Raw genomic sequence first — 22,722 nt, 5'->3', positions numbered from 1 at the left:
GGGCTATAAACCGCCCGCTCCAGAAGCCGTTCTATGGCCGGCTGCGCAATCCGGACCAGCTTCGCCGGCCACCCCGGCATTGGCGCCGCAGCTCGTCATGCACTAACATTCAAACCGGACCACCCAATGGGGGCCGGCCAATGTGCAACCTCTACAGCATCACCAGAACACAAGACGCGATGCGTGCGCTGTTCCGCGTCACCAAGGACATGAGTGGCAATTTGCCGCCCATGCCGGGCGTTTTCCCGGACTATGCCGCGCCGATTGTCCGCGTTGCCGAAGGCGCACGCGAATTGACGATGGCCAGGTGGGGAATGCCGTCACCTCAATTTGCGCTGAAAGGCAGGTCGACGGATCCGGGCGTCACTAACGTCCGCAATACGTCCTCGCCGCATTGGCGGCGCTGGCTCGGGCCGGCGAACCGCTGCATCGTGCCGTTCACGTCGTTCTCGGAATACGAGACGGGACCAGACGGCAAGAAAATCCCGGTCTGGTTCGCCCTTGGGGAAGATCGCCCGCTCGCCTGTTTCGCCGGCATCTGGACGGGCTGGACGTCCGTTCGGAAAGCCAAAGAGGGCGAGGTCACCTGCGACCTCTATGCATTCCTGACGACTGAGGCCAATGCTGAGGTTGCGCCGATCCATCCCAAGGCCATGCCGGTGATCTTGACCGGCGAAGACGAAATCGACGTCTGGCTGAACGCGCCGACCCAGGTAGCCATGGAGTTGCAGCGGCCGCTGGCCGCCGGCAAGCTGAAAATCGTGGCAAGAGGCGATCGGCAGGATGCTGGATTCGCCTAATTGGCTGTATCAAGCGAGACAACGCCCGAATGACCGCGATGCCGCTCTATGGATATCGTCTGGGGGACTGAGCGGGGGACCGCAGCGCGCCCCCGCGAAAATAACGAGCTAATTCAGATCGTTAACGGAGGTTTTGGTGGGAGAGGTAGGACTCGAACCTACGAAGGCATAGCCAGGGGATTTACAGTCCCCCCCCTTTGCCGCTCGGGACACTCTCCCAACCGGGAAGGCGCGAGGCCTTCCAGCGACGAAAAAGCCCCGTGACAACGGGGCCGCCCGACAGGGGGGCTTATGCTTTTATCCGTCCTTTGTGTCAACTCCAAAAACGAGCGGCCAATCGCGGCCGATTGTCAAAGCGGCTCGCGCGTGAGAGGACAGGCCGGGGAGCGGCCGGCTGCGGGTGGTCCCGGCGGAGGCATGCATGAAGAAACAAGGCGGGCGCCGGACGGATCGGCAATTTGGCGAAGCGAAAGGCGAGAAGCCCGCGCGCAGGGCGCCGAGATTCACGCCCGGCCCGGCGGCCAAAAACGCCCAGAAAGCGGAAACGCGCAGCTTCCGGCGCCCTTCCGCCGAACTCGCCACGCTTTACGGCTATCACGCCGTGCGCGAGGCCCTGCGCAATCCGCAACGCGCCTGCCTGGACCTTTTCGCCACCCCGGCGGCCGCCGAAAAGCTCGCCGCTGACGTTGAGGCGCGCGGCGTTCCGCTGCATCTGGTCGATGGCGAGACGCTGTCGTCCCGCCTCGGTGCCGAATCGGTCCATCAGGGCGTGTTGCTCGAAGCCCGCCCTTTGCCGGCGCTCGACGTCAGCGAGATCGAGAACAAGTCCGGGCTGGTTCTGGCGCTCGACCAGATCACCGACCCGCATAATGTCGGCGCCATTCTGCGCACCGCCGCCGCCTTCGCCGTCGACGCGGTAATCGTGACCGAGCGCAACGCGCCGGAACTGTCCGGCGTTCTGGCAAAGACGGCGTCCGGCGGGCTCGAACATGCGCCGCTGGTCGAGGTCGTCAATCTCGCCCGCGCGCTCGACCGGCTCGGCGCGGCGGGATATTTGCGCGTGGGCCTCGATTCGGAAGGCCCCGAAAGCCTCGAAAAGACCACGCTCAGCCGTCCGGTCGCGCTGGTGCTGGGGGCCGAGGGCAAGGGCCTGCGCCGCCTGACACGCGAAAAATGCGATGTCCTGGCGCGGCTCGACATGCCGGGCGCGATCAAAAGCCTCAATGTTTCAAACGCCTGCGCGGTCGCCCTGGCTCTGACTCGCGCCCGGCTCGCGGAATAGGATATATATTTATTATCGAATATAACTGGCGCCAATCCAGCAACGAAGGCTTGCCCTCGACCACGCGAGGACGGCATATTGACCTGAATCAATAAGAAGAAATTCAGGATATGACCACAATCTCGGGAGGAGATTTCCATCAATGACCCAGGCCGCTCTGGCGCAGGCGGACGACCGCAGCCGCCCCATGACCAAGCAGGAAAAGCGCGTCGTCTTCGCCGCATCGGCGGGGACGATCTTTGAATGGTATGATTTCTATCTTTACGGCTCGCTCGCCGCGATCATTGCCAAGCATTTCTTTTCCAACGTCAATCCGACCGCAGGCTATATTTTCGCCCTGCTGGCTTTCGCGGCAGGGTTCGCGGTGCGTCCGCTCGGCGCCGTTCTGTTCGGCCGGCTCGGCGACATCGTCGGACGCAAATACACCTTCCTCATCACCATTCTCATCATGGGCGTTTCGACCTTTCTGGTCGGTCTGCTGCCCACTTTCGCCGCCATTGGCTTCGCCGCCCCGATCCTGCTGATCATGCTGCGCCTGCTGCAAGGCCTGGCGCTCGGCGGCGAATATGGCGGCGCGGCGATCTATGTGGGCGAACATGCGCCCCAGCGTCGGCGCGGCTATTACACCTCATGGATCCAGACCACGGCCACGCTTGGCCTGCTGCTGTCGCTGCTTGTGATCATGGCGATGCGCGCGCTGATCGGCGAAGAAAATTTCGAACTCTACGGCTGGCGTTTCCCCTTCCTGCTGTCCTTCGTTCTGCTGGTCGCGTCGGTCTGGATGCGCCTGCAACTTAATGAAACGCCGGCCTTCCGCCAGATGAAAGCGCAGGGGCGCGGTTCGCGCGCACCTGTAACCGAAGCCTTCGGCAAATGGAGCAACGCCAAGATCGCGCTGATCGCGCTGCTCGGCGGCACCGCCGGACAGGCGGCCGTCTGGTATACGGGCCAGTTCTACGCCCTGTTCTTCCTGACCCGCATCCTGAAAGTGGACGGCGCCACAGCCAACTGGCTGATCGCGGGGTCCCTGATTCTCGGGGCACCGTTCTTCCTGTTCTTCGGCTGGCTGTCGGACAAGGTCGGCCGCAAGCCGATCATTCTTGGCGGCTGCCTGCTCGCCGCCCTGCTCTATTTCCCGATCTTCCACGGGCTGACGGTCATGGCCAATCCGGCCCTGGCGCACGCGCAGGACACCGCGCCGGTGACGGTCATCGCGGATCCGGCTCAATGTTCGTTCCAGTTCGATCCGATTGAAAACGCGGCCTTCACCAGTTCCTGCGACATCGCCAAGAATGTGCTCGCCAATTCCGCTGTGAGCTATTCCAATGTGTCGGCGCCGGCAGGTTCGGTTGCGAGGATTTCAATCGGCGGCAAGGAGATCGCCTCCTTCGACGGGACCAATCTTCCCAAGGACCAATTGGCGCAGAAGCGGGCCGCCTTCGAGGCCGAACTGCTTGCGGCGATCGAGGCCGCCGGATATCCCGCCGCCGCCGATCCGGCGCGAATCAACAAGCCCGGCGTGCTTGGCCTGCTGACCCTGCTCGTGATTCTCGTCGCCATGGTCTATGGGCCGATCGCGGCGCAATTGGTCGAACTGTTCCCGACCCGTATCCGCTACACCTCGGTGTCGCTGCCCTATCACATTGGCAATGGCTGGTTCGGCGGCTTCCTGCCCCCCCTTGCCTTCGCCATGGTCGCGGCCAGCGGGAATATCTATTTCGGCCTGTGGTATCCGGTCTGCGTCGCGCTGATGACTGTCGTGGTCGGCCTGATCTTCGTGCCGGAAACCAAGGACCGCAACATTTACGCGAGCGACTGATCGCTCGGGCGCAAGGGGCGGCGACGCGCCGCCCCTTGCGCCTGCGGCGGCGGACTGCTAGCAGATCGCCATTCTGCTCCATGCGGAAAGCCGGATTAGCACAGCGGTAGTGCAGCGGTTTTGTAAACCGAAGGTCGGGGGTTCGATCCCCTCATCCGGCACCACTTCCCTATCCACAATCGTCCGGAACCGGCCGCAGCCGCCAGATATACCCTAAGAAAACCGGGGTTTTGAGCGGAGATCCGCCCTGTCCGAGCCGGCCCGCGCCGCTCAAGAAGCAGAGCCAGACTCTTCGCAATGAGTATATTCCGAGGCTGCCCGCGCACCCCGACCCGGCCTATCTAGCGTCTCTTCAAGCACTTGAAGCGAGAGGAAACGTCATGAAAGAACTCGGAAAGCTGTTCGAAAACACGCTGATGGACATCTATTACGCCGAGAACCAGATTCTCAAGGCGTTGCCGAAACTGGCCCAAAAGGCCAAGTCCCCAGAGTTGAAAAAGGCCTTTCAAACGCATCTGACCCAGACCGAGGGCCAGGTAAAGCGGCTCGATCGAATCTTCCAGATTCTCGGAAAGCCGCCGAAGGCCGTGAAATGTGAAGCCATCACCGGAATTCTGAAAGAATGCGACGAGGTCGTTGAGGATTTCGGCGACAGCACCGCACTCGACGCGGGGATGATCGCGGCAGCCCAGACCGTCGAGCATTATGAAATGGCCCGCTACGGCGCGCTCAGGACCTGGGCCGAAGAACTTGGAATGAAAGATGCCGCAAAGCTTCTCGAGGAAACCCTGCTGGAAGAGCGCGGCACGGACCAGCTTCTCACCAAGCTCGCAGAAGCGAAGGTCAACCTGAAGGCGGCGTAAAGCTGACCAAACGATCCCGCCAAACTTTCAAAATCCTTTGACGGGATCGTCTCAAGCCGCGCCGGGCGCATCGAAAAGATGTTTCAAATGGTGCGGCTGCGACCGCAAATATTGATTCGGCGCCCGAACATGGGCGCCGAAATGGGCGGCGGCGTGCCAGGGCCAGCGCGGATTGTAGAGCACGGCGCGCGCCAGGGCGATCAGGTCGGCGTCGCCGGCCTTGAGGATGGCCTCCGCATGGTCGAACTCCGTGATGAGTCCGACGGCGACAACTGGAATGCCGACAGCCGCCTTGACCTCTCGCGCGAGCGCGACCTGGTAGCCCGGACCCACCGGGATTGGCGCCGGGAGCAGGCCGCCGCTCGAAACGTGAATGGCCCCACAGCCGCGCTGTTCCAGCGCCCGCGCGAAGACGACGGTCTCCTCGATTGACCAGCCGCCTTCAATCCAGTCCGTGCCTGAAACGCGCATTGTCACCGAGCGTCCGGCAGGGAACGCCTCACGCACGGCGTCGAACACTTCGAGCGGGAACCGCATGCGGTTTTCGAGCGGGCCGCCATATTCATCGTCGCGCTTGTTGGAAAGCGGCGAGAGAAACTGATGCAGGAGATAGCCATGCGCGCCATGCAGCTGCACGGCGTCGAGCCCCAGACGCGCAGCCCGGCGCGCAGCGGCGACGAAATCGCCGCGAATTCGCTTCATCTCCTCCCGGCTCAACGCGGTCGGCGGGGCGTCGTCCGCAGCGACGACGAGCGAGGACGGCGAGACGGTGCGCCAACCCTGCGGCGATTCGGGCGGAATTTGCGCACCGCCCTTCCACGGCAGGTCACAGGACGCCTTGCGCCCAGCATGGGCGAGCTGGATCGCGACGGGGATAGGCGACCACTGCCGGATGCTGTCGAGCACGCGGGCCATGGCGACCTCATTGGCGTCGGAATAAAGCCCGACGTCGGCAAAAGTGATGCGGCCTTCCGGGGACACCGCCGTCGCCTCGATCGTCAGCAGCCCAGCCCCGGACAGGGCGAGCTGCCCGTAATGGAGAAGATGCCAGTCCGTCATGCAGCCGTCGGCGGCCGAATATTGGCACATCGGCGCGATGACAATGCGATTGTCGAGCTTCAAGTCGCCGACCTGAAAGGGAGAGAAAAGCATGGTTTCGGACATGATGGCGTCCCCGGTGGCGGAGCCATCAGCATAACGCAGGTCGCGCCGCGACGTATCGTCAGGCGTCGTGCGCAAATGCAAAGGACGACTGGCGGCGGGAACAATTCAGCCCGCCGGATCATGTGTACTTGTGCCGATTTTCCGCGACAATTTGATCCCCGTCATTCAAACTGCGATCTCGGACGCTAGCTTGAGAACTTCGATTTCGGAGGAGCGCGCCATGTCGGATTGGGTTGTCATTTATCGGACCTCGCCGGGCACAAGGGAAACGCGCGCGCCGAGCGCGCCCACCGAGCGGCGCGCCCTGGCCCACGCGAGAGCCCTGCATATGCAAGGGTGCGAGGTCATCCGCATCAACGGGCCGGATAATAAAACTGTCTCGGACACGCGCATCGACAACTGGATCGTCAATGGACGGGACAGGCTCGACCGCGCCGATTGATTAGCGAATCGCCGCGACGAAACTGGGGCGCCCTGCGGCGCCCGCAAGGAGGCCGGCATGCGTCATCTGACGAAAAAGAATCCTTTCATGAGCCTGTGGCTGAGCGGCGCCAACAAAGTCGCCGGGACGGGGCGAGGCCTGTTTCAGGCCGCCGCGCGCAAGCAGCAAACGGCCATGATCAACGAGGCCGGCAAGATGGCGGCCGATTTCTGGACCGCTGCGCTCAAGACACCCGCAAAGCCCAAGCGACGCAAAAGCGGGAAATGAAGGCGCGCAGTTCAAAACAGGTTCGTCAGGCCATGAAAGGCGCGGCGGCGTTCTGGACGGCGGCTTGGCTGCCGCTCGTGAAGGCCATTCCCTCGCCCAGTCCCGCCGGACGCGTCGTCGAGGTCGAGGCGTTCGGCTCCAATCCGGGCGCCCTGCGCATGTTTGTCTATGCGCCGCCCAAAAAGCTTGCCGCAGGCGCGCCACTGATCGTGGTGCTGCATGGCTGCGGCCAGAGCGCCTCTTCCTTCGCCCGCAATTCGGGCTGGATCGCCCTGGCCCAGCATATCGGCGCCGCCCTGTTGCTGCCGGAGCAGACCACAAAAAACAGCCATGGACGCTGCTTCAACTGGTATCAACCCGGCGATGTCCGCAGGGGCGGCGGCGAGGCGATGTCGATCCGTCAAATGGTGCGCGCGGCGACCGTCCGTTACAAATCCGATCCGCGCCGGGTGTTCATCGTCGGCCTTTCCGCCGGCGGCGCCATGGCGGCGGCGATGCTAGCGGCCTATCCAGCGGTTTTCGCGGCAGGGGCCGTTGTCGCGGGCATGCCCGTCGGCGCCGCATACAACAGCGCCTCGGCCCTGTTGCGCATGCGCCGCGCCGATGGCCTGATGAGCCGCAGGACGCTGGCGGATTCTGTCCGCCGGGCCGCGCCGCCGACGGTCAAGCCGCGCGCCTGGCCCCGGCTTTCAATCTGGCAAGGCGAGCGCGATCAATTGGTCGACCCGCGTAACGCCGAAGCCCTCGCCATCCAATGGAGCGAGGTTCATGGGTTCAGCGGAACGCCGAACGCCGACACGACGCCGAGGCCCGGGGTGCGGCGCCGCGTCTGGAGCACGCCCCGGCGCGCGGCTGTGGAGATCTGGACCATCGCGGAAATGGGTCATGGATTTCCCGTCGATTCCGCCGCCGCCGACGGAGGGCGGGAAGGGTTCGGCGTCCTCAACGCAGGCCTGCCCGCCGCGCGGCTCATCGCCGACTTCTGGGGCATCGGCGCGTGAAGGCCGCTTTTTCTTAAAAACGCCATAGCTCCCGCTTCGGCCAAACCTTTTCGGCCTTGGATGCGTTAAGAGATTGGGGGAGCGCCCGGGGAGTCCGATGAAGCGAAGCACATGCATGGGACTGGCGCTGGCCTGCGCGCTCGCATTCACTGCGCCGATCGCGCAGAGCCTTGCGCAGGGCATGCTGGCCGGTGTCGATCTGTCCTCGCCCGCCTTCACCACGGCGGAATTGTCACGCGCCAATGTCGAGGCGATGATCGCCAAAAGCGCGGGGGTGCCGCTCGATCTCTCGGACAAAAGCCTCAACGGTCTGGACCTGTCGAAGCTCAACCTCGCCGGCGTCAATCTGCGCGGCGCGCGGCTCAACCGCGCCAAATTCGCCGGCGCCAATCTCAGCGGCGGCCAGCTGGATCAGGTTTGGGCGCTGATGGCCGATTTCACCGGCGCCAATCTCTCGGGCGCCAAATTGTTCGGCTCGCAAATGCAGGGCGCGAAACTGGATCGCGCCGATTTTTCGCACGCGCGGCTCGCGGGCGATTTCACCGGCGCCAGCATGGTGGAGGCCAACCTGTCCGATTCCAACGCTTCCGCCGATATGAAAAACCAGTCGATGGGCCTGATGCGCGCGATTCTGCGCTCGGCCGACTTGACCCGGGCCAATTTCACCCATGCGAATCTCTCGCGGGTCGATCTCGCTTTCGCCAATCTGACGGACGCGAATTTCTCGGGCGCCGATCTCTCCCGCGCCGACGCGGCGGGGGCGGATTTTCGCGGCGCGACGCTCACCGGCGCCCAGGTCGAACGCATGGATATCGCCTCGGCGCGAATCAACGCCGCGCAGGCGGCGCTGCTCGGAGCCGCCCTCAATCTCGACCGCGCGGTGAAGGATTGATCCGCGCCAATCCCGTTCACCTATTTGCTGCGGAAAAAAATATCAGTCGCGCAGAATGTCCCGCAGCGCGTCGGGCGCCAATATGCGGATGCGGCGGTAGCTTTGTTCGATCTGGCCAGCCTTTTCGAGGCTTCTCAGAACAGAGCCGGCCGTTGTTCTGGCGACATTGGCGAGCGTGGCGATGTCGTCCTGGCTCAGATCGATGTCGATCAGCGCGGCGGGCGCGGACACGTGCCGGCAGCCTCCGAGCCGCAGCAGGATGGCCACGCAGCGCTTGACGTGATCGCGCATCATCAGATCGTCGCAGGCGCCGATGGCCATGTCGAGGTGGCCGAGCGTCACCAGCGCGAACATCCGCCAGGCCGAGGGGTCCTCGCCGACGATCTCGTCGATCTTCGATAGCGGCAGGTGCAGCAATTCGGCGTCGCGCGTCGCCGTCAGGCCGACCCGGCGCGGCTGTCGGGTCATAGCGGCGGCCTCCCCGAACCAGGTCCCCGGCCGCGCGAGATGACCGAAATAGGGGCCGCGCTCACCCGGCGCGATCGTGACGCCGAGCCCGCCCGAAACCAGCCCATACATGCCGCCCGGCGGATCGCCGACCATATAGAGCGTCTGGCCGGCCTTGCAGCTTTGCAGCCGGCTCCGCTGGAGGACAGCGTTCTGAAAAGAGGGCGGCGTCAGGCTGAGCCAGCCTTGGGAGACGGCAATTTTGCGGGCGGCTTCGAGGGCAAGCATATTTTTCCGATAGATCGTGGGCGGCCAATCTCTCACCGAAGGAGCAACTATACAAGGACTCCTCCCGCCGGCCCCGGCCTCGGGGCGATTGCACACGGGCTGCACTTTTATTTCCGTTGAATTTTGGGAAAGCCGCGAAGATGAAGACGCATCGCCTGCTCTCGCAATGGGCCGCCTTGCCGGGCGCGCTTGCTGTCGCCGGCCGCCGCCGAGGCGGCGAAAAAGCCCAATATCATTTTCATCATGGCCGACGATCTCGGCAATGCCGATCTCGGCTATCGCGGCGGGCAGGTCGTCACGCCCAATATCGACAAGCTCGCCCAGGAGGGTGTGAGGCTGGAGTCCTTCTATGGCGAGCCGGTGTGCACGCCCTCGCGCGCCGCCTTGATGACCGGGCGCTATCCCATGCGCTACGGGTTGCAAACGCTGGTGATCTTTCCCAGCCATACCTATGGGCTGGCGCTGGACGAGAAGACCCTGCCCCAGGCGTTGAAGGAAGCCGGCTACAAGACCCTGATGACCGGCAAATGGCATCTCGGCCACGCCGACAAGAAATTCTGGCCGCAGAACCGCGGCTTCGATCATTTCTACGGCAATGTCGTGGGCGAGGTGAATTATTTCACCCGCGAGCGCGGCGGGCTGATCGACTGGCAGCGCAACGGCAAATTCCTCAAGGAAGAGGGTTATTACACCGATCTCATCGGCGACGAGGCGATCAAGCTCATCGACCAGCAGGACGGCAAGCAGCCGTTCTTCCTCTATTTCGCATCGCTCGCGCCGCACGCGCCGTTCCAGGCGCCCGAAAGCGCGATCGACAAATACAAGGCCACGCCCGACAAGCTGCGTCGGACCTATATGGCGATGATCTCGGAGCTCGATCTCCAGATCGGGCGCATCGTCGCCGAGCTGGACAAAAAGGGCCTGCGCGACAACACCATCATCCTGTTCGCCAGCGACAATGGCGGCGCCACCAGCGGCCTGTTCGCGCAGGGCGCCAAGAGCAATGACGAGCGCGGCCATGAGGAAGGCGGCATCGAGCAGGGCCAGAAGGCGCCGGCCAGCAATGCGCCTTTCAGCGGCGGCAAAGGCAGCCTGAAGGAGGGCGGCGTTCGCGTCCCGGCCTTCGTCAATTGGCCCGCGAAACTGAAGCCCCGCATCGTCAACGATCCCGTGCATATGGTCGACGTCATGCCGACGCTGTTGGCGTTGGCGGGCGGTTCGGGCGGGCCGGACCATCCGTTCGACGGCAAGGACATGTGGAAGACCCTGTCCGAGGGCGCGCCGAGCCCCAATGACGACGTGCTGATCAATGTCGAATTGTTCCGCGGCGCGGTGCGCAAGGGCGACTGGAAGCTCGTCAAGATCGCGCTGCTGCCGGGCAAGACCGAATTGTACAATCTCGCCAAAGACCCGGGCGAGACGACTAATGTCGCGGCGGAAAATCCGGAAGTCGCGCGCGATCTCGAAGCGCGGCTGCTGCAATACGCCAGAGAGCAGAAGCCGAGCCTGTGGATCAAGGCCCAGCCGGCCTTCGTCGGCTCGCAGGGCAAGACGGTGATGGACCCGGATTTCGACATCGACGACGGCGGCCTGCCGCATGAAAAGCTCGCGATCCCGCATTAAGGGCGGCGACGAGCGACTGTTTCAATCAACTCGGCGCAAAGAAACGAGGCGCGGCATGAAGGCGATTTTCAGCGCGGCGATCATCCTCGCCGCATTCGCGGGCGCGGCGGCGTTGTCGCCCGCCCATGCCGACGAGAACACGGCGCCCGCCGCCGGCTCCGTGCTTCCCTTCCCGCCGGTCCCGTCGGCCAGCACCGCCGGGCCGACCTTGCAGGAGTCGAAACATGTCTGGCGCGCGGAGCCCAATCATCTGCCGCCCGACGCCCCGAATATCCTGATCATCCTGCTGGACGATGTCGGCTTCGGCGTGGCCGACGCCTTTGGCGGCGAAATCCATACGCCGAACCTGTCCCGTCTCGCCGATCAGGGGATCAGCTACAACAGTTTTCACACCACCTCGATCTGCTCCCCAACCCGCGCGGCTTTGCTGACCGGACGCAACCACCAGCGCGTCGGATCCGGCACCATCGCCGAGCGCGCGCTCGATTTCGACGGCTATACCGGCGTCATGCCGAAAAGCTCAGCGACGGTGGCGGAAGTCCTGCACGACTATGGCTACAAGACCGCCGCCTTCGGCAAATGGCACAATACGCCGGCGACCGAGACCACCGCGATGGGGCCGTTCGACCGCTGGCCGACCGGCTATGGCTTCGATTATTTCTACGGCTTCCTCGCCGGCGAAACCTCGCAATATGAGCCGCGCCTGTTCGAGAACCGCAACCCGGTCGAGCCGCCGCACGATCCGAAATATCACCTCACGCAGGACATGACCGACAAGGCGCTGACCTGGCTGAGCCGTCACCAGTCCTTTTCGCCGGACAAGCCCTTCCTGATGTATTGGGCGCCGGGCGCCGCGCATGGGCCGCATCACATTTTCAAGGAATGGGCCGACAAATATAAGGGCAAGTTCGACGGTGGCTGGGACGCCTATCGCGAGCGCGTGTTCGAACGCCAGAAGAAGCTCGGCTGGATTCCGCAGGATACGAAACTGACCCCCCGCGCGGATTCCATGGCCTCGTGGGACGGCATTCCCGAGACGCAGCGCCCATTCCAGCGCCGCCTGATGGAGGTGTTCGCGGGCTTCGTCGAACATACCGACGCGCAGGTGGGCCGCCTGATCGATGGGCTCGAACAACGCGGCCTGCGCGATAACACCCTCATCTTCTTCATCTTCGGCGACAATGGATCAAGCGCCGAAGGCCAGAACGGCACGATCAGCGAGCTTCTGGCGCAAAACCAGATTCCCAACACCGTCGAGCAGCAGATGGCGGCGCTCGACACGCTTGGCGGACTCGACGCGCTCGGCACGCCCAAAACCGACAACATGTATCACGCCGGCTGGGCCTGGGCGGGCGATACGCCCTTCCGCTACACCAAGCTGGTCGCCTCGCATTTCGGCGGCACGCGCAATCCGCTGGTGATCTCCTGGCCCAAGGGCGTCAAGCCCGACAAGACTCCCCGATCGCAATTCCATCACGTCAACGACGTCGCGCCGACGATTTATGAGGTTCTCGGCATTACCCCGCCGGAGGTCGTCAATGGCGAAAAGCAGGACCCGATCGATGGAATCAGCATGGCCTATAGTTTTGCCAACGCGGCGGCGCCGGGGCGCAAGACCACGCAATATTTCGAGAACAATGGCAGCCGCGCGATCTATCACGACGGCTGGATCGCGGCGACCTTCGGTCCGCTGACGCCCTGGAAGACGGTCAATCCCGGGCTTGCGACATGGGACGCCAACAAGGACGTCTGGGAGCTGTATGATCTCAGGAAAGACTTTTCGGAAAATGACAATCTCGCCAGCAAGGAGCCGGAAAAGCTCGCGGCGATGAAGCAGCTGTTCCTGAAGGAGGCGGAGGCCAACAAGGTCTTTCCCGTCGGCGCCGCGCTATGGACCCGGCTCCATCCCGAAGACCGCATCAAGACGCCCTATACGCACTGGAGCTTCGACGCCACAACGACGCGACTGCCCGAGTTTGCGGCGCCGGGGGTCGGGCGCGTCAGCAATCGCATCGTCGTCGATGTCGATGTCGGCAAGGACGCCTCGGGCGTACTTTATGCGCTCGGCGGATTCAGCGGCGGCCTGACGCTCTACATGGACAAGGGGCGCCTCGTTTACGAATATAACATGATGATGATCGAGCGTTACATCGGCCGCAGCGCCGAGGTCCTGGCGCCCGGCAAGCATCAGATTATCGTGGACACCAGGATCGCCAAGCCAGCGGCGCCCGCCGACGTGACGGTTTCGGTCGATGGCGCCGAGGCCTTCCGCGTTGCGGTCGGGCGCACCGTTCCTGCCGCCTTTACCGCGAGCGAGACCTTCGATGTCGGAACGGACCTCGGCTCGCCGGTTTCGCTCGATTATTTCGACCGCGCGCCCTTCACTTTCAACGGTAAGGTCGACAAGGTAGATGTCACTCTGGAAGGATGGAAAAATGGCGTCCAATAAATTGCGCTCGTTCATAGCGGCCGTCGCGGCGGTCTTCATGATTTCGGACATCGCCGTCGCGATGCCAATCGCGCCGCTCGGGGATACGGGCGAAATGTCGCCAACCCTGGTGCGCGGCGGACGTGGCGGCGGCCGCGCCGTAGCGGTTCGTGGCGGCGGTGGCCGCGCCGTGGCGGTTCGGGGCGGCGGCGGTCGCGCCGTTGCGGTCCGTGGCGGCGCCTATCGCGGCGGGGTCGCGCGTGGCGCTGTCTATCGCGGCGGCCGCAACACGGTGGTCGTCGGTGGACGCGGCGCCTGGGGACGCGGTTACCGTTGGGCTCCCGGCGGAGCCATTGCGGCGGGCGCCGCAATCGGATTCATGACGGCGGCGGGCGCCGCCGCCTATGCCACCACAAGGGCGCCGGCGCCGGGATTGTGCTGGTACTATACCGACTGGACCCAGCGTTCTGGCTTCTGGGATGTCTGCCCGTAACAGAGGCGAAGCGCGGCTTCAAAGCGACGCATCACCGTCGCGCCAGCACGATAATCAGCGCCACCGCGAGCAAAGCGCAGAGCGCCTGCCAGAACAGCAGCGGATTGCGCTGGTAGAGCGCGGTCTTTTTTGGCGCTTCGGGGCGTCCGCTCCGCGCGCCATTTTCGATCTCGAAGGCGAATTCGAGCACGTCGCCGTAACGCTGCGCGGGATCGACCGCGATGGCCCTGGCGATGGCGCCTTCCAACCAGGCGGGCAGATCGGGGCGGCGCGCGGCGAGCGAGGCCGGCGCCCCGAAGCGCGGCTTGGTGAAAGGCTCGATCTCGCCATAAGGATAAGCGCGCGAAAATAGGCGATAGACCGTCACGCCAAGCGCGAACAGGTCCGACATTTCATCGCCCGCCGCGCCCGCGAACAGTTCCGGAGCCATGAAGGAGGGGGTGCCGGGAATATCCTGCGGCGCGAAATCCTCCAGTTGCGGCAGGCGCGCGACGCCAAGATCGATCAGGCGCAAGCCGCCGTCCTTCAGCAACAGGATATTATCCGGCTTGATGTCGCGATGGATGATCCCGGCGCGATGCAGGGCGACGACGGCGCGGGCGATGCGGGTGGCGAGCTGCGCGCCTTCGGCATAGGAAATTCGCGGCTCGCGGTTCAGGCGCTGTTCGAGCGTTTCACCGTCGTAAAATGGCATGACCGAATAGAGCCGGGTCTGGCGCTCCGCCGGCTGTTCGATGACCTCGCCGATCCACGGGCTGCGGACCCGGCTGGCGACGAACGCCTCGTTGACGAAGGCGTGGCGATAGGCGGCGTCCTCGGTCACGCGCGGCTGCGGAAACTTGATCACGACCTGCGCGCCCGTGCGCAAATCCTCGGCGCGCATCAGCCGGCTATAGCGGCCCTCGGCCAGCAGCGAGTCGAGGCGGTAATCATCGACCAGCACGCCCGGACCTGGCGGCGGCAGGATCGGCAGATCATGGAAGAAATCGCGCAATTCGCCAGCTTCGGCAGGCGGCGTATCGAGAATGTCGATAACCATTGCGGTGCAATTATCGGCGCTCCCGGCGTCGAGCGCGGCGGCGGCGAGATCTTGCGCGGTCTGCTGCGGCGCGGCGCGACGGGCCAGGATTTCGCGCAATTTCGCGTCGCTCAACACGCCATGCACGCCGTCGCTGCACAGCAGGTAACGTTCCAGCGGACGCAGCGAAAAGGCGCTGTGGTCCATCCGGACGGATTCATCCATGCCCACGGCGCGGCGCAACATGTTTTTGAAATCGCCGCGCCCCATCACATGGTCGTCGGTCAACTGCTCCAGCGCATCCTCGCGGAAACGATAGAGCCGGCTGTCGCCGACATGGACGCAATGGCCAGAGCGCCCCGACAGGATCAGCGCGGTGAAGGTCGTCGCCATGCCGGCGAGTTCGGGATCGACCCTGCCCTGCGCGACGATCCAGGCGTTGATGGAATCGAGCGAACGCGCCGCCGCCTGCCGGACGCCGAGCGATCCCGGCAGGGAGAAGAAGCCGTCGAGAAAGCTTCGTACGGTGAGTTCGGACGCCTGGCGCCCGCCCTTGTGGCCGCCGACGCCATCCGCCACGGCGGCGACCATCCCTGCTCGGGAATCGATGCGCGGCCGCCCGACCCGCGCCGCGCCATAATCCTGATTGTCGGCGCGCCGCCCGCATTCGCTGGCGAAGCCGATCTCGTAGCGCAGGTCATGATCGAAGCGGTCGAGGCGGGTCATTCGGCAGACTCATGCGATGGAACAGCCCGTCAGATTAACCCTCTCCCCGCATTTACGGGGAGAGGGAATATTGCTGATCAGATGCGGGCGCCGGAGGCCGCGCCCCAAGTGGTACGCCAGCGATGCTTGACCAGGGTCAGGCCGCCGACGCCGAGCAAAGCGAGGAAGCCGAAGAACAGGAACCCGGCCATGAAGCCGCCGGTCATGCCCTTGGAGGTCGCGAGCGCCTTGGCGAGGAAGAAGCCGCCAAGGCCGCCGGCGAAGCCGACCAAGCCGGTCATCACGCCGACTTCATTGCGGAACCGCTGCGGCAGCAGCTGGAACACCGCGCCATTGCCCATGCCGAGGCAGAGCGTGCCGACCGAAAACAGAGCCACTGCGACCCAGCCCATCATCGGCAATTCCGTCAGCATCCATCCCGTCGCGCCGACCGGAGCCGGGCCTTCGGGCAGCTGCGACACGGTGAAATAGCAGGCCGCCACGACCAGGAACATCACGGTCAGCGACTTGATGCCGCCCACCCGGTCCGCAATCGCGCCGCCGACCGGACGGAAGGTCGAGCCGAAGAACACGATGAGCGACACCATCAGGCCCGCCGCCACCGGGGTGACGTGGAACTGTGCGGTGAAATAGAGCGGCAGCGCCGAGGCGAGGCCGACGAAGCCGCCGAAGGTGATGAAATAGAAGAACATAAACCAGCGGCTGTCGGTGTCGAGCAGCAGCTTGCCATAGGATGCAAGCGGGACGCGCGTGACCGAGCCGGGCGCGTCCTTCACCGTCAGCATGTAAATGGCGAGGATGATGACCATCGGGATCAGCAGCGCGGCATAGACGCCCTGCCAGCCGAAATGTTCGGCGATGGTCGGCGCGAACAGGGTGTCGAGCACCACGCCCATGTTGCCGGCGCCGGCGATGCCCATGACAATGCCCTGCAGATGGGGCGGATACCAGCGGCTCGCCTGCGGCAAGGCCACAGCGAAGGAGGCGCCGCCAAGGCCGAGAATGGCGCCGAAAATGGCCACCGACTCGGGGCCGCTCAGGCCGAACATCCAGACATAGGCGCAGGCGATGATCATGACGACCTGCGCGATTGTGCCGGTCAGCTTGGAGCCGATCGTATCGGCGAGAATGCCCAACGGAATGCGCAGGATCGCGCCCGATAGCACCGGAATGGCGACCAGCGTCAGCTTCTGCTCGACCGGGATATTCATGGCCTTGGCGATATAGACCATGAGCGGGCCAAGCGAGACCCAGGCCATGAAGCTGATGTCGAAATAGAGGAAGGCGGACAGCAGCGTCGGCCAATGACCGGATTGCTTAAGGTCGGACAGTTTCATACGTTCACCCTTTCAATTCAGTATCACGATTTCAAAGCGACAGCCGCCCGCTGCTGGCCGAGCAGGCGTTCGATTTCGGGTTTGCAGGAGCCGCAGCCGGAGCCGGCGCCCGTGGCGTCGGAAACGGCGGCGACATTGCCGAGGTTCTTCTCGGAAATGGCGTCGAGAATGATGTTGGCGCCGACATTCATGCAGACGCAGACCTTGCGGCCAGGGTCGCGGCACGTGCGCGGCGGGCGCCCGGCGAGCAAAGCCAGCGGCTTGACTCCATCCTGCGCGAATTGCTCGCAGGCCCAGGAGCGGGCGACGGAGACCGGCGTCTTCGCCACGAAGATCGCGCCGATGATTTCTTGGGCGGGCTCCGGCATACGCCGACCGCTTGCGCTTGCGCTGTCTTGCGCGTCTTGGGCCGCCACGCAGCTATAAGAGCCGGAGCGCGCGTCCCGCAGGACGGTCAGCTCGCCCTCCCCTGCGCCGAGGCCGAACAGGCGGCGCGCGAAAAGCTCCCAGTCTTCGGGGGCTTCGAGCCCCGCGAGTTCGACTCGCCAGCCGCCCGCGATGCGCGCGATCGCCCAATAGGCGCTGTCGAGATGTTCGGGTTTCTTGCGGGTCAGGGCGAATGCGTACCAGGCCGCGTCGACAGGCTCGACTTCAACAGGCGTTCCCTTGGATTCCGGCTGGCCGGAGATCGCGTCGACCACCGGCGCGACCAGGGCGTCTACGCGCGCGGCGGAGGCGAATTGATCGGTCCAATGGATCGGCGCGAACACGCTGCCGCGCCGCTGCCTCGTCGTGATCTGCGCGCGCAACAGCACCGCGCCGCGCGCGTTGGAAAGCCGCACGAGGCCCGCGGGCTCGACGCCAAGAAGCGCGGCGTCGAGCGGGTTCAATTCGGCGAAAGGCTCCGCGATATGCTGCGACAATTGCTCGGCGCGGCCGGTGCGGGTCATCGTGTGCCATTGGTCGCGCAACCGGCCGGTGTTCAGCACGAACTCGCCTTCGGCGGCTTTTTGCGCGAGGCCGCGATAAGGCGTGGCGACGAAATTGGCGCGGCCGTCCGGCGTGAAGAATTTTCCATCGGCGAAGAAGCGCTTCGGGGCGTCGCCGCTTTCTTCGCCCTTACGAACTGGCCATTGGAACGGCGCCAGATTGGCGTAAGCCGCGTCGGAAATGTCGGCGCAGGCGGAAATGTCGAAATCGCGCGCGCCGCCATTGTTCGTTCCGGACAGAGCGGCGTGCTCACGGAAAATCTGCGCCGGGCCGTCATAGGAAAAGGCCTCGCCGAAGCCCATGCGCCGCGCGACGTCGCAGATGATATCCCAATCGGCGCGCGCCTCGCCCGGCGGCGCGCGCAGCGCACGCTGGCGCGAGATGCGGCGCTCGGAATTGGTCACCGTGCCCTCTTTCTCGCCCCAGGCGAGCGCGGGCAGCAGCACATGGGCGAACGCGCCGGTGTCGGTATATTCCGCAACGTCGGAAACGACGACGAAGGGGCATTTCTTGAGCGCGGCGCGGACGAAATCGGCGTCGGGCAAGCTGTCCACCGGATTGGTGGCCATGATCCAGACCGCCTTGATGCGGCCGTCGTCGATGGCCTGGAACAGCTCCACCGCCTTGAGACCGGGGCTGTCCGCAAGCCTCGGCGCGCCCCAGAAATTCTGCACGAGCGCGCGATGGGCGGGATTATCCAGCTCCATGTGTGCGGCCAGCATATTGGCAAGGCCGCCAACCTCGCGTCCGCCCATGGCGTTGGGCTGACCGGTGACTGAGAAAGGCCCGCAGCCAGGCTTGCCGATGCGCCCGGTCAGTAGATGCGTATTGATGATGGCGTTGACCTTGTCGGTCCCCGCCGCAGACTGATTGACGCCCTGAGAATAGACCGTGACGGTCTTCTCGTTTTCGATCACGAGATCGTAGAAGCGTTGCAGGTCGGCGCGGCTGAGGCCGGTCTCGGCGGCGATCTTGTCGAGCGTCCAAGGCTTGGCGGCAGCGAGCGCCACGTCCAGCCCATTGGTGTGCGCGGCGACGAATTTTTTCGCCCGCTTTCCGGCGCGGTTCAATTCGAGCAGCAGACCGGAAAACAGCGCGACGTCCGAGCCCGGCGCGAGTGAAAGCTGCAGATCGGCGATTTCGCTGGTCGCGGTGCGGCGCGGGTCGATATTGACCACGCGCGGAAGGCCGCCGCGCTTCTCGCGCGCCGCGACGAGCCGCTGGTAGAGGATCGGATGGCACCAGGCGAGATTGGAGCCGACGAGGACGACGAGATCGGCCTCTTCCAGATCCTCATAACAGCCGGGCACGGTGTCGGCGCCAAAGGCGCGCTTGTGGCCCGCCACCGAGGACGACATGCACAGGCGCGAATTGGTGTCGATATTGGCCGAGCCGACAAAGCCCTTCATCAGCTTGTTGGCGACGTAATAATCTTCGGTCAGCAGCTGGCCCGAGACATAGAGGGCGACCGAGTCCGGCCCGTGCTCCGCGATGGTCTGGCTGAACACGCGCGCGACCGTCTCCAGCGCCTCGTCCCAACTCGCATCGGCGCCGCCGATGCGCGGTTGGAGCAGCCGCTCCTCCAGCGTCAGCACCTGAGCCAGCGACGCGCCCTTGACGCACAGCCGGCCGAAATTGGCCGGATGCGTCTTCTCGCCCGCCACAAGCACTTTTGCGCCGGACACTTCCGCGCTGACGCCGCAGCCGACGCCGCAATAGGGACATGTGGTCGAGATCGAACTGGTCATCGTGGTTCCTTCGAAAGCCCCCTCATCCGGCGCCCTAGCCCGTCATAAGACGGGCGTCTTTCGACGCCCTATGCGCGCCACCTTCTCCCGCCATAGCCCGTCCTTGGACAGGCGTTCTTGCGAACGCCCTATGGGGAGAAGGACGCCAATGATCGGCGCGCTTTCCTTCTCCCCTTGCGGGAGAAGGTGGATCGCGCAAAGCGCGAGACGGATGAGGGGTCACGCCTGGGCGGCCATGCCCATGTCGAGATAGATGCGGCCGCGCTCGATCTTCACCGGGAATTTTCGCGCGCAGCCCTGGTCGGCGCCCGTCGCCCCGCCGCTCTCCAGATCGATGATCCAGTTATGCAGCGGACAGGCGACCTTGTGACCGTGGACGATGCCTTCGCTCAAAGGACCGCCCTTGTGCGGGCATTTGTTTTCGAGGGCGAAGACATCATTTGTCGCGGTGCGAAACACCGCGATTTCGCGGCGCGGCGTCTTGACCGTGCGCGCGCCGCGCAAGGGAATGGCGGTCACGGGCCCAACGTCGAACCAATAGGTTTGGGCTTCCTGCATGTTGTGGCTCCTCGATGGGCGTTATTCGGCGGCGATGCGGGTGAGAACCGCGAGCGGCATGAATTCGTGCAGATCCTTGCCGGCGACGCGTTCGGCCCATGGGTCTTTTCGCGTCACGCGCTGCGACAGGAGGAAACGCTCGAACAGCGCCTTGCGGTTGTCATGGTCTTCCATGATCGCGTGACGCACGCGTTCCAGCCCGGTCTTCTCGACCCACTTGTAGAGGCGGTCGAGATAGGCGGCCTCTTCGCGATACATCTGCGTCACAGCCGCGATGTGCTCGATCGCCTCCTCTTCGGTGTCGACATGGCCCATCAGGTCGGTAGCCCGCACATGCAATCCGGCGGCGCCGGCGATATGGAGGTCGTAGCCGGAATCCACGCAGATCACGCCAATGTCCTTGACCGTCGATTCCGCGCAATTGCGGGGGCAGCCGGAAACGGCAAGCTTCAGTTTCGCGGGAGTCCATGAGCCGCACATCAGCTTTTCAAGCTTGACGCCAAGTCCCGTGGAATCTTGCGTGCCGAACCGGCACCATTCCGAGCCGACGCAGGTCTTGACCGTGCGCAGGCTCTTGCCATAGCCGAAGCCCGACATCAGGCCGGAGGCGATGAGATCCGCCCAGACCGCGGGAAGGTCCTGCTTCTTCACGCCGAGCAGGTCGATGCGCTGGCCGCCGGTGACCTTCACCATCGGAATCTTGAAGCGATCGACCACATCGGCGATGGCGCGCAATTCGTCCGAACTGGTTACGCCGCCCCACATGCGCGGAATGACCGAGAAGGTGCCGTCCTTCTGGATATTGGCGTGGACGCGCTCATTGATGAAGCGCGCCTGGTAATCGTCGCGATAATCCAGCGGCCAGTCGCACAGCAGATAATAATTCAGCGCCGGCTGGCAGGACGGGCAGCCGCCAGAGGTCTTCCAGGCCAGTTCCTGCATCACGGCCGGCTGCGACTTCAGCGGCTTGGTCTTGATGAAATGGCGCACTTCCTCATGCGTCAGATCGGTGCATTTGCACATCGGCCGGCGGCTGGATTTCTCGTAACTGTCGCCCAGCGTGGCGGCGAGCAGCAGATCGACCTTGCCCGCGCATTGGCCGCAAGAGGCCGACGCCTTGGTGCTGGCCCGCACCTCGTCGAGGCTGGTGAGGCCCCCCGCCTGGATCGCCGCGACGATCGCACCCTTGGAGACGCCGTTGCAGCCGCAGATTTCCGCATCATCCGGCAAGGCTGCAACGGCCGCCGTAGGGTCCAGCGGGGACCCTCCCTGATAGGCCTGGCCGAAGATGAGCGTGTCGCGGATGTCCGAGACGTTCTCGCCCTTCTTCAGCATATCGAAGTACCAGGCGCCGTCCTCGGTGTCGCCATAGAGCACCGCGCCGACGATCTTGTCGTCGCGCAGCACGACGCGCTTGTAAATTCCGCGCGCGGGGTCGCGCAGCACGACCTCATTGTTGATGTCGTCATCGGAAAAGTCGCCGGCCGAGAACAGGTCGATGCCGGTGACCTTCAGCTTGGTCGAGGTGACGGCCGGCACGAAGCCCGCCGGCTTTTCGCCCGCGAGTTCGCTCGCCAGAACCTTGGCCATTTCGTAAAGCGGCGCGACGAGTCCATAGCATTGGCCGCGATGCTCGACGCATTCGCCGACCGCGAAAATATCGGGATCGCTGGTGAGCAGCATGTCGTCGACGACGATGCCGCGGTTGCATTCGAGGCCCGCCGCCTTGCCGAGGCCGAAATTGGGCCGGATGCCGACCGCCATGACGACAAGATCCGCCGGCAGGATCGTCCCGTCCTTCAGCTTGACGCCAGTGACGCAATCCGCGCCCAGAATGGCCTCGGTATTCGCCTTGGTATAGACGTCGATGCCGCGCGCCGTGATCGCCTTTTCGAGCAGATAGCCGGCGCTGGGGTCGAGCTGGCGCTCCATCAGGGTCGGCATCAGATGCACGACCGAAACCTTCATGCCCTTCAGCGCGAGGCCCGCCGCCGCTTCGAGGCCGAGCAGGCCGCCGCCGATCACCACGGCGCTGCCGCCCTTGTCCGCCGCGCCATGCATCTTCTCGACATCGTCGAGATCGCGGAAGGTGACGACGCCTTCGAGATTGGCGCCCGGAACCGGAATGACAAAGGGCATCGAACCCGTCGCGATGATCAGCTTGTCATAGGGAACTTTTTCGCCGGACGCCGTCTCGACTGTTTTGCCCGCGCGATCGATCCCGACGACCGGCTCGCCCGAACGAAGCTCGACGCCGTGCTTCGCATACCAGGCATGGTCGTGAATGATGATTTCTTCAAAGGTCTTCTCGCCCGAGAGCACAGGCGACAGCATGATGCGGTTATAGTTCACGTGCGGCTCGGCGCCGAACACCGTGACCTTCATCGGCCCGTGCTGTTTGGCGAAAAATTCTTCCATGGCTCGACCCGCGGCCATGCCATTGCCGATGATGACAAGCCGCTTCGGCTGCGGAAATTGTTCGATCTGTCCCATGACGGACCCTTTGCTGCGACGAATCCGGGCAAAGGTTCACGAG

General features: G+C 64.3%; 18 protein-coding genes and 2 tRNA genes. 12 read left to right on the top strand and 8 right to left on the bottom strand.

Annotated features, from left to right (window positions below):
* Positions 1 to 140: 140 nt before the first annotated feature.
* Positions 141 to 800: an SOS response-associated peptidase gene (locus QZ409_RS17060; protein WP_296713680.1), complete on the top strand. Its 660-nt coding sequence runs from the start codon at positions 141 to 143 to the stop codon at positions 798 to 800.
* 134 nt (positions 801 to 934) lie between these two features.
* Here QZ409_RS17060 and QZ409_RS17055 read toward each other — a convergent pair.
* A tRNA-Tyr gene (locus QZ409_RS17055) sits at positions 935 to 1,019 on the bottom strand.
* Between the two features lie 202 nt (positions 1,020 to 1,221).
* Between QZ409_RS17055 and rlmB the strand changes: the two genes are divergently transcribed.
* From rlmB to QZ409_RS17035, 4 genes are all read left to right on the top strand, one after another.
* Positions 1,222 to 2,082, top strand: coding sequence for a 23S rRNA (guanosine(2251)-2'-O)-methyltransferase RlmB (rlmB, locus tag QZ409_RS17050; RefSeq protein WP_296713677.1), 861 nt, complete (start codon positions 1,222 to 1,224; stop codon positions 2,080 to 2,082).
* A 142-nt stretch (positions 2,083 to 2,224) separates the two neighbouring features.
* A complete protein-coding gene (locus QZ409_RS17045; protein ID WP_296713675.1) occupies positions 2,225 to 3,901 on the top strand; it encodes an MFS transporter in 1,677 nt (558 codons plus the stop codon).
* Between the two features lie 89 nt (positions 3,902 to 3,990).
* Positions 3,991 to 4,065 (top strand) — tRNA-Thr (locus tag QZ409_RS17040).
* Positions 4,066 to 4,281: 216 nt separating this feature from the next.
* Positions 4,282 to 4,764 carry a ferritin-like domain-containing protein gene (locus QZ409_RS17035; RefSeq protein ID WP_296713674.1) on the top strand — a complete coding sequence of 161 codons (483 nt, stop codon included), beginning with the start codon at positions 4,282 to 4,284 and terminating at the stop codon, positions 4,762 to 4,764.
* A 51-nt stretch (positions 4,765 to 4,815) separates the two neighbouring features.
* Here the strand turns inward: QZ409_RS17035 and QZ409_RS17030 are convergent, their stop codons facing one another.
* Positions 4,816 to 5,928, bottom strand: a complete 1,113-nt coding sequence (locus QZ409_RS17030) for an NADH:flavin oxidoreductase/NADH oxidase (protein WP_296713672.1) — start codon at positions 5,926 to 5,928, stop codon at positions 4,816 to 4,818.
* Between the two features lie 220 nt (positions 5,929 to 6,148).
* Here QZ409_RS17030 and QZ409_RS17025 point away from each other — a divergent pair, with 220 nt between their 5' ends.
* The 4 genes from QZ409_RS17025 to QZ409_RS17010 all read left to right on the top strand — a co-directional run bounded on the left by QZ409_RS17025 (position 6,149) and on the right by QZ409_RS17010 (position 8,530).
* Entirely contained in the window at positions 6,149 to 6,370 is a 222-nt protein-coding gene (locus QZ409_RS17025) for a hypothetical protein (RefSeq protein WP_296713670.1), read from the top strand.
* Positions 6,371 to 6,427: 57 nt separating this feature from the next.
* Positions 6,428 to 6,637 (top strand): hypothetical protein, encoded by a 210-nt coding sequence (locus tag QZ409_RS17020; RefSeq protein WP_296713668.1) that lies wholly within the window; start codon positions 6,428 to 6,430, stop codon positions 6,635 to 6,637.
* Positions 6,634 to 7,638: a PHB depolymerase family esterase gene (locus tag QZ409_RS17015; protein WP_296713665.1), complete on the top strand. Its 1,005-nt coding sequence runs from the start codon at positions 6,634 to 6,636 to the stop codon at positions 7,636 to 7,638. The genes QZ409_RS17020 and QZ409_RS17015 overlap by 4 nt, the downstream gene beginning before the upstream one ends.
* Before the next feature lie 97 nt (positions 7,639 to 7,735).
* Positions 7,736 to 8,530, top strand: a complete 795-nt coding sequence (locus QZ409_RS17010; protein WP_296713663.1) for a pentapeptide repeat-containing protein — start codon at positions 7,736 to 7,738, stop codon at positions 8,528 to 8,530.
* A gap of 42 nt (positions 8,531 to 8,572) precedes the next feature.
* Here QZ409_RS17010 and QZ409_RS17005 read toward each other — a convergent pair whose 3' ends face one another.
* On the bottom strand, positions 8,573 to 9,265 hold the full coding sequence (locus tag QZ409_RS17005; RefSeq protein ID WP_296713661.1) for a Crp/Fnr family transcriptional regulator: 693 nt from the start codon (positions 9,263 to 9,265) through the stop codon (positions 8,573 to 8,575).
* 189 nt (positions 9,266 to 9,454) lie between these two features.
* Here QZ409_RS17005 and QZ409_RS17000 point away from each other — a divergent pair, with 189 nt between their 5' ends.
* From QZ409_RS17000 to QZ409_RS16990, 3 genes are read left to right on the top strand one after another with little or no spacing between them, the layout of a single operon-like run.
* Positions 9,455 to 10,888: an arylsulfatase gene (locus tag QZ409_RS17000; RefSeq protein ID WP_296713658.1), complete on the top strand. Its 1,434-nt coding sequence runs from the start codon at positions 9,455 to 9,457 to the stop codon at positions 10,886 to 10,888.
* A 55-nt stretch (positions 10,889 to 10,943) separates the two neighbouring features.
* Positions 10,944 to 13,337, top strand: coding sequence for an arylsulfatase (locus QZ409_RS16995; RefSeq protein ID WP_296713655.1), 2,394 nt, complete (start codon positions 10,944 to 10,946; stop codon positions 13,335 to 13,337).
* Positions 13,324 to 13,809 carry a hypothetical protein gene (locus tag QZ409_RS16990; RefSeq protein ID WP_296713653.1) on the top strand — a complete coding sequence of 162 codons (486 nt, stop codon included), beginning with the start codon at positions 13,324 to 13,326 and terminating at the stop codon, positions 13,807 to 13,809. The genes QZ409_RS16995 and QZ409_RS16990 overlap by 14 nt, the downstream gene beginning before the upstream one ends.
* Positions 13,810 to 13,840: 31 nt before the next feature.
* Here QZ409_RS16990 and QZ409_RS16985 read toward each other — a convergent pair whose 3' ends face one another.
* From QZ409_RS16985 to nirB, 5 genes are all read right to left on the bottom strand, one after another.
* A complete protein-coding gene (locus tag QZ409_RS16985; protein ID WP_296713650.1) occupies positions 13,841 to 15,553 on the bottom strand; it encodes a bifunctional protein-serine/threonine kinase/phosphatase in 1,713 nt (570 codons plus the stop codon).
* A gap of 77 nt (positions 15,554 to 15,630) precedes the next feature.
* Positions 15,631 to 16,890: an MFS transporter gene (locus QZ409_RS16980; protein ID WP_296713646.1), complete on the bottom strand. Its 1,260-nt coding sequence runs from the start codon at positions 16,888 to 16,890 to the stop codon at positions 15,631 to 15,633.
* Between the two features lie 23 nt (positions 16,891 to 16,913).
* Positions 16,914 to 19,628, bottom strand: coding sequence for a nitrate reductase (locus QZ409_RS16975; RefSeq protein ID WP_296713644.1), 2,715 nt, complete (start codon positions 19,626 to 19,628; stop codon positions 16,914 to 16,916).
* Between the two features lie 219 nt (positions 19,629 to 19,847).
* Positions 19,848 to 20,186 (bottom strand): nitrite reductase small subunit NirD, encoded by a 339-nt coding sequence (gene nirD, locus QZ409_RS16970; protein ID WP_296713643.1) that lies wholly within the window; start codon positions 20,184 to 20,186, stop codon positions 19,848 to 19,850.
* Between the two features lie 21 nt (positions 20,187 to 20,207).
* Positions 20,208 to 22,679, bottom strand: a complete 2,472-nt coding sequence (nirB, locus tag QZ409_RS16965; RefSeq protein ID WP_296713642.1) for a nitrite reductase large subunit NirB — start codon at positions 22,677 to 22,679, stop codon at positions 20,208 to 20,210.
* Positions 22,680 to 22,722: the final 43 nt, after the last annotated feature.

The sequence above is a fragment of the Rhodoblastus sp. genome (assembly GCF_019449565.1).
Lineage (GTDB): Bacteria > Pseudomonadota > Alphaproteobacteria > Rhizobiales > Beijerinckiaceae > Rhodoblastus.
The sequence above is the reverse complement of the archived record's forward strand: the minus strand, read 5'-3'. Positions and strand labels throughout refer to the sequence as shown.

What these genes read in the sequence shown, in the direction of transcription:
- QZ409_RS17010 (WP_296713663.1), top strand. Translation starts at nt 7,736, where the DNA reads ATGAAGCGAAGCACATGCATGGGACTGGCGCTGGCCTGCGCGCTCGCA.
- QZ409_RS16985 (WP_296713650.1), bottom strand. Translation starts at nt 15,553, where the DNA reads ATGACCCGCCTCGACCGCTTCGATCATGACCTGCGCTACGAGATCGGC.
- QZ409_RS17045 (WP_296713675.1), top strand. Translation starts at nt 2,225, where the DNA reads ATGACCCAGGCCGCTCTGGCGCAGGCGGACGACCGCAGCCGCCCCATG.
- QZ409_RS17005 (WP_296713661.1), bottom strand. Translation starts at nt 9,265, where the DNA reads ATGCTTGCCCTCGAAGCCGCCCGCAAAATTGCCGTCTCCCAAGGCTGG.
- nirB (WP_296713642.1), bottom strand. Translation starts at nt 22,679, where the DNA reads ATGGGACAGATCGAACAATTTCCGCAGCCGAAGCGGCTTGTCATCATC.
- QZ409_RS17035 (WP_296713674.1), top strand. Translation starts at nt 4,282, where the DNA reads ATGAAAGAACTCGGAAAGCTGTTCGAAAACACGCTGATGGACATCTAT.
- QZ409_RS17020 (WP_296713668.1), top strand. Translation starts at nt 6,428, where the DNA reads ATGCGTCATCTGACGAAAAAGAATCCTTTCATGAGCCTGTGGCTGAGC.
- rlmB (WP_296713677.1), top strand. Translation starts at nt 1,222, where the DNA reads ATGAAGAAACAAGGCGGGCGCCGGACGGATCGGCAATTTGGCGAAGCG.
- QZ409_RS16990 (WP_296713653.1), top strand. Translation starts at nt 13,324, where the DNA reads ATGGCGTCCAATAAATTGCGCTCGTTCATAGCGGCCGTCGCGGCGGTC.
- QZ409_RS16980 (WP_296713646.1), bottom strand. Translation starts at nt 16,890, where the DNA reads ATGAAACTGTCCGACCTTAAGCAATCCGGTCATTGGCCGACGCTGCTG.
- QZ409_RS17015 (WP_296713665.1), top strand. Translation starts at nt 6,634, where the DNA reads ATGAAGGCGCGCAGTTCAAAACAGGTTCGTCAGGCCATGAAAGGCGCG.
- QZ409_RS17025 (WP_296713670.1), top strand. Translation starts at nt 6,149, where the DNA reads ATGTCGGATTGGGTTGTCATTTATCGGACCTCGCCGGGCACAAGGGAA.
- QZ409_RS17060 (WP_296713680.1), top strand. Translation starts at nt 141, where the DNA reads ATGTGCAACCTCTACAGCATCACCAGAACACAAGACGCGATGCGTGCG.
- QZ409_RS16995 (WP_296713655.1), top strand. Translation starts at nt 10,944, where the DNA reads ATGAAGGCGATTTTCAGCGCGGCGATCATCCTCGCCGCATTCGCGGGC.
- nirD (WP_296713643.1), bottom strand. Translation starts at nt 20,186, where the DNA reads ATGCAGGAAGCCCAAACCTATTGGTTCGACGTTGGGCCCGTGACCGCC.
- QZ409_RS17030 (WP_296713672.1), bottom strand. Translation starts at nt 5,928, where the DNA reads ATGTCCGAAACCATGCTTTTCTCTCCCTTTCAGGTCGGCGACTTGAAG.
- QZ409_RS16975 (WP_296713644.1), bottom strand. Translation starts at nt 19,628, where the DNA reads ATGACCAGTTCGATCTCGACCACATGTCCCTATTGCGGCGTCGGCTGC.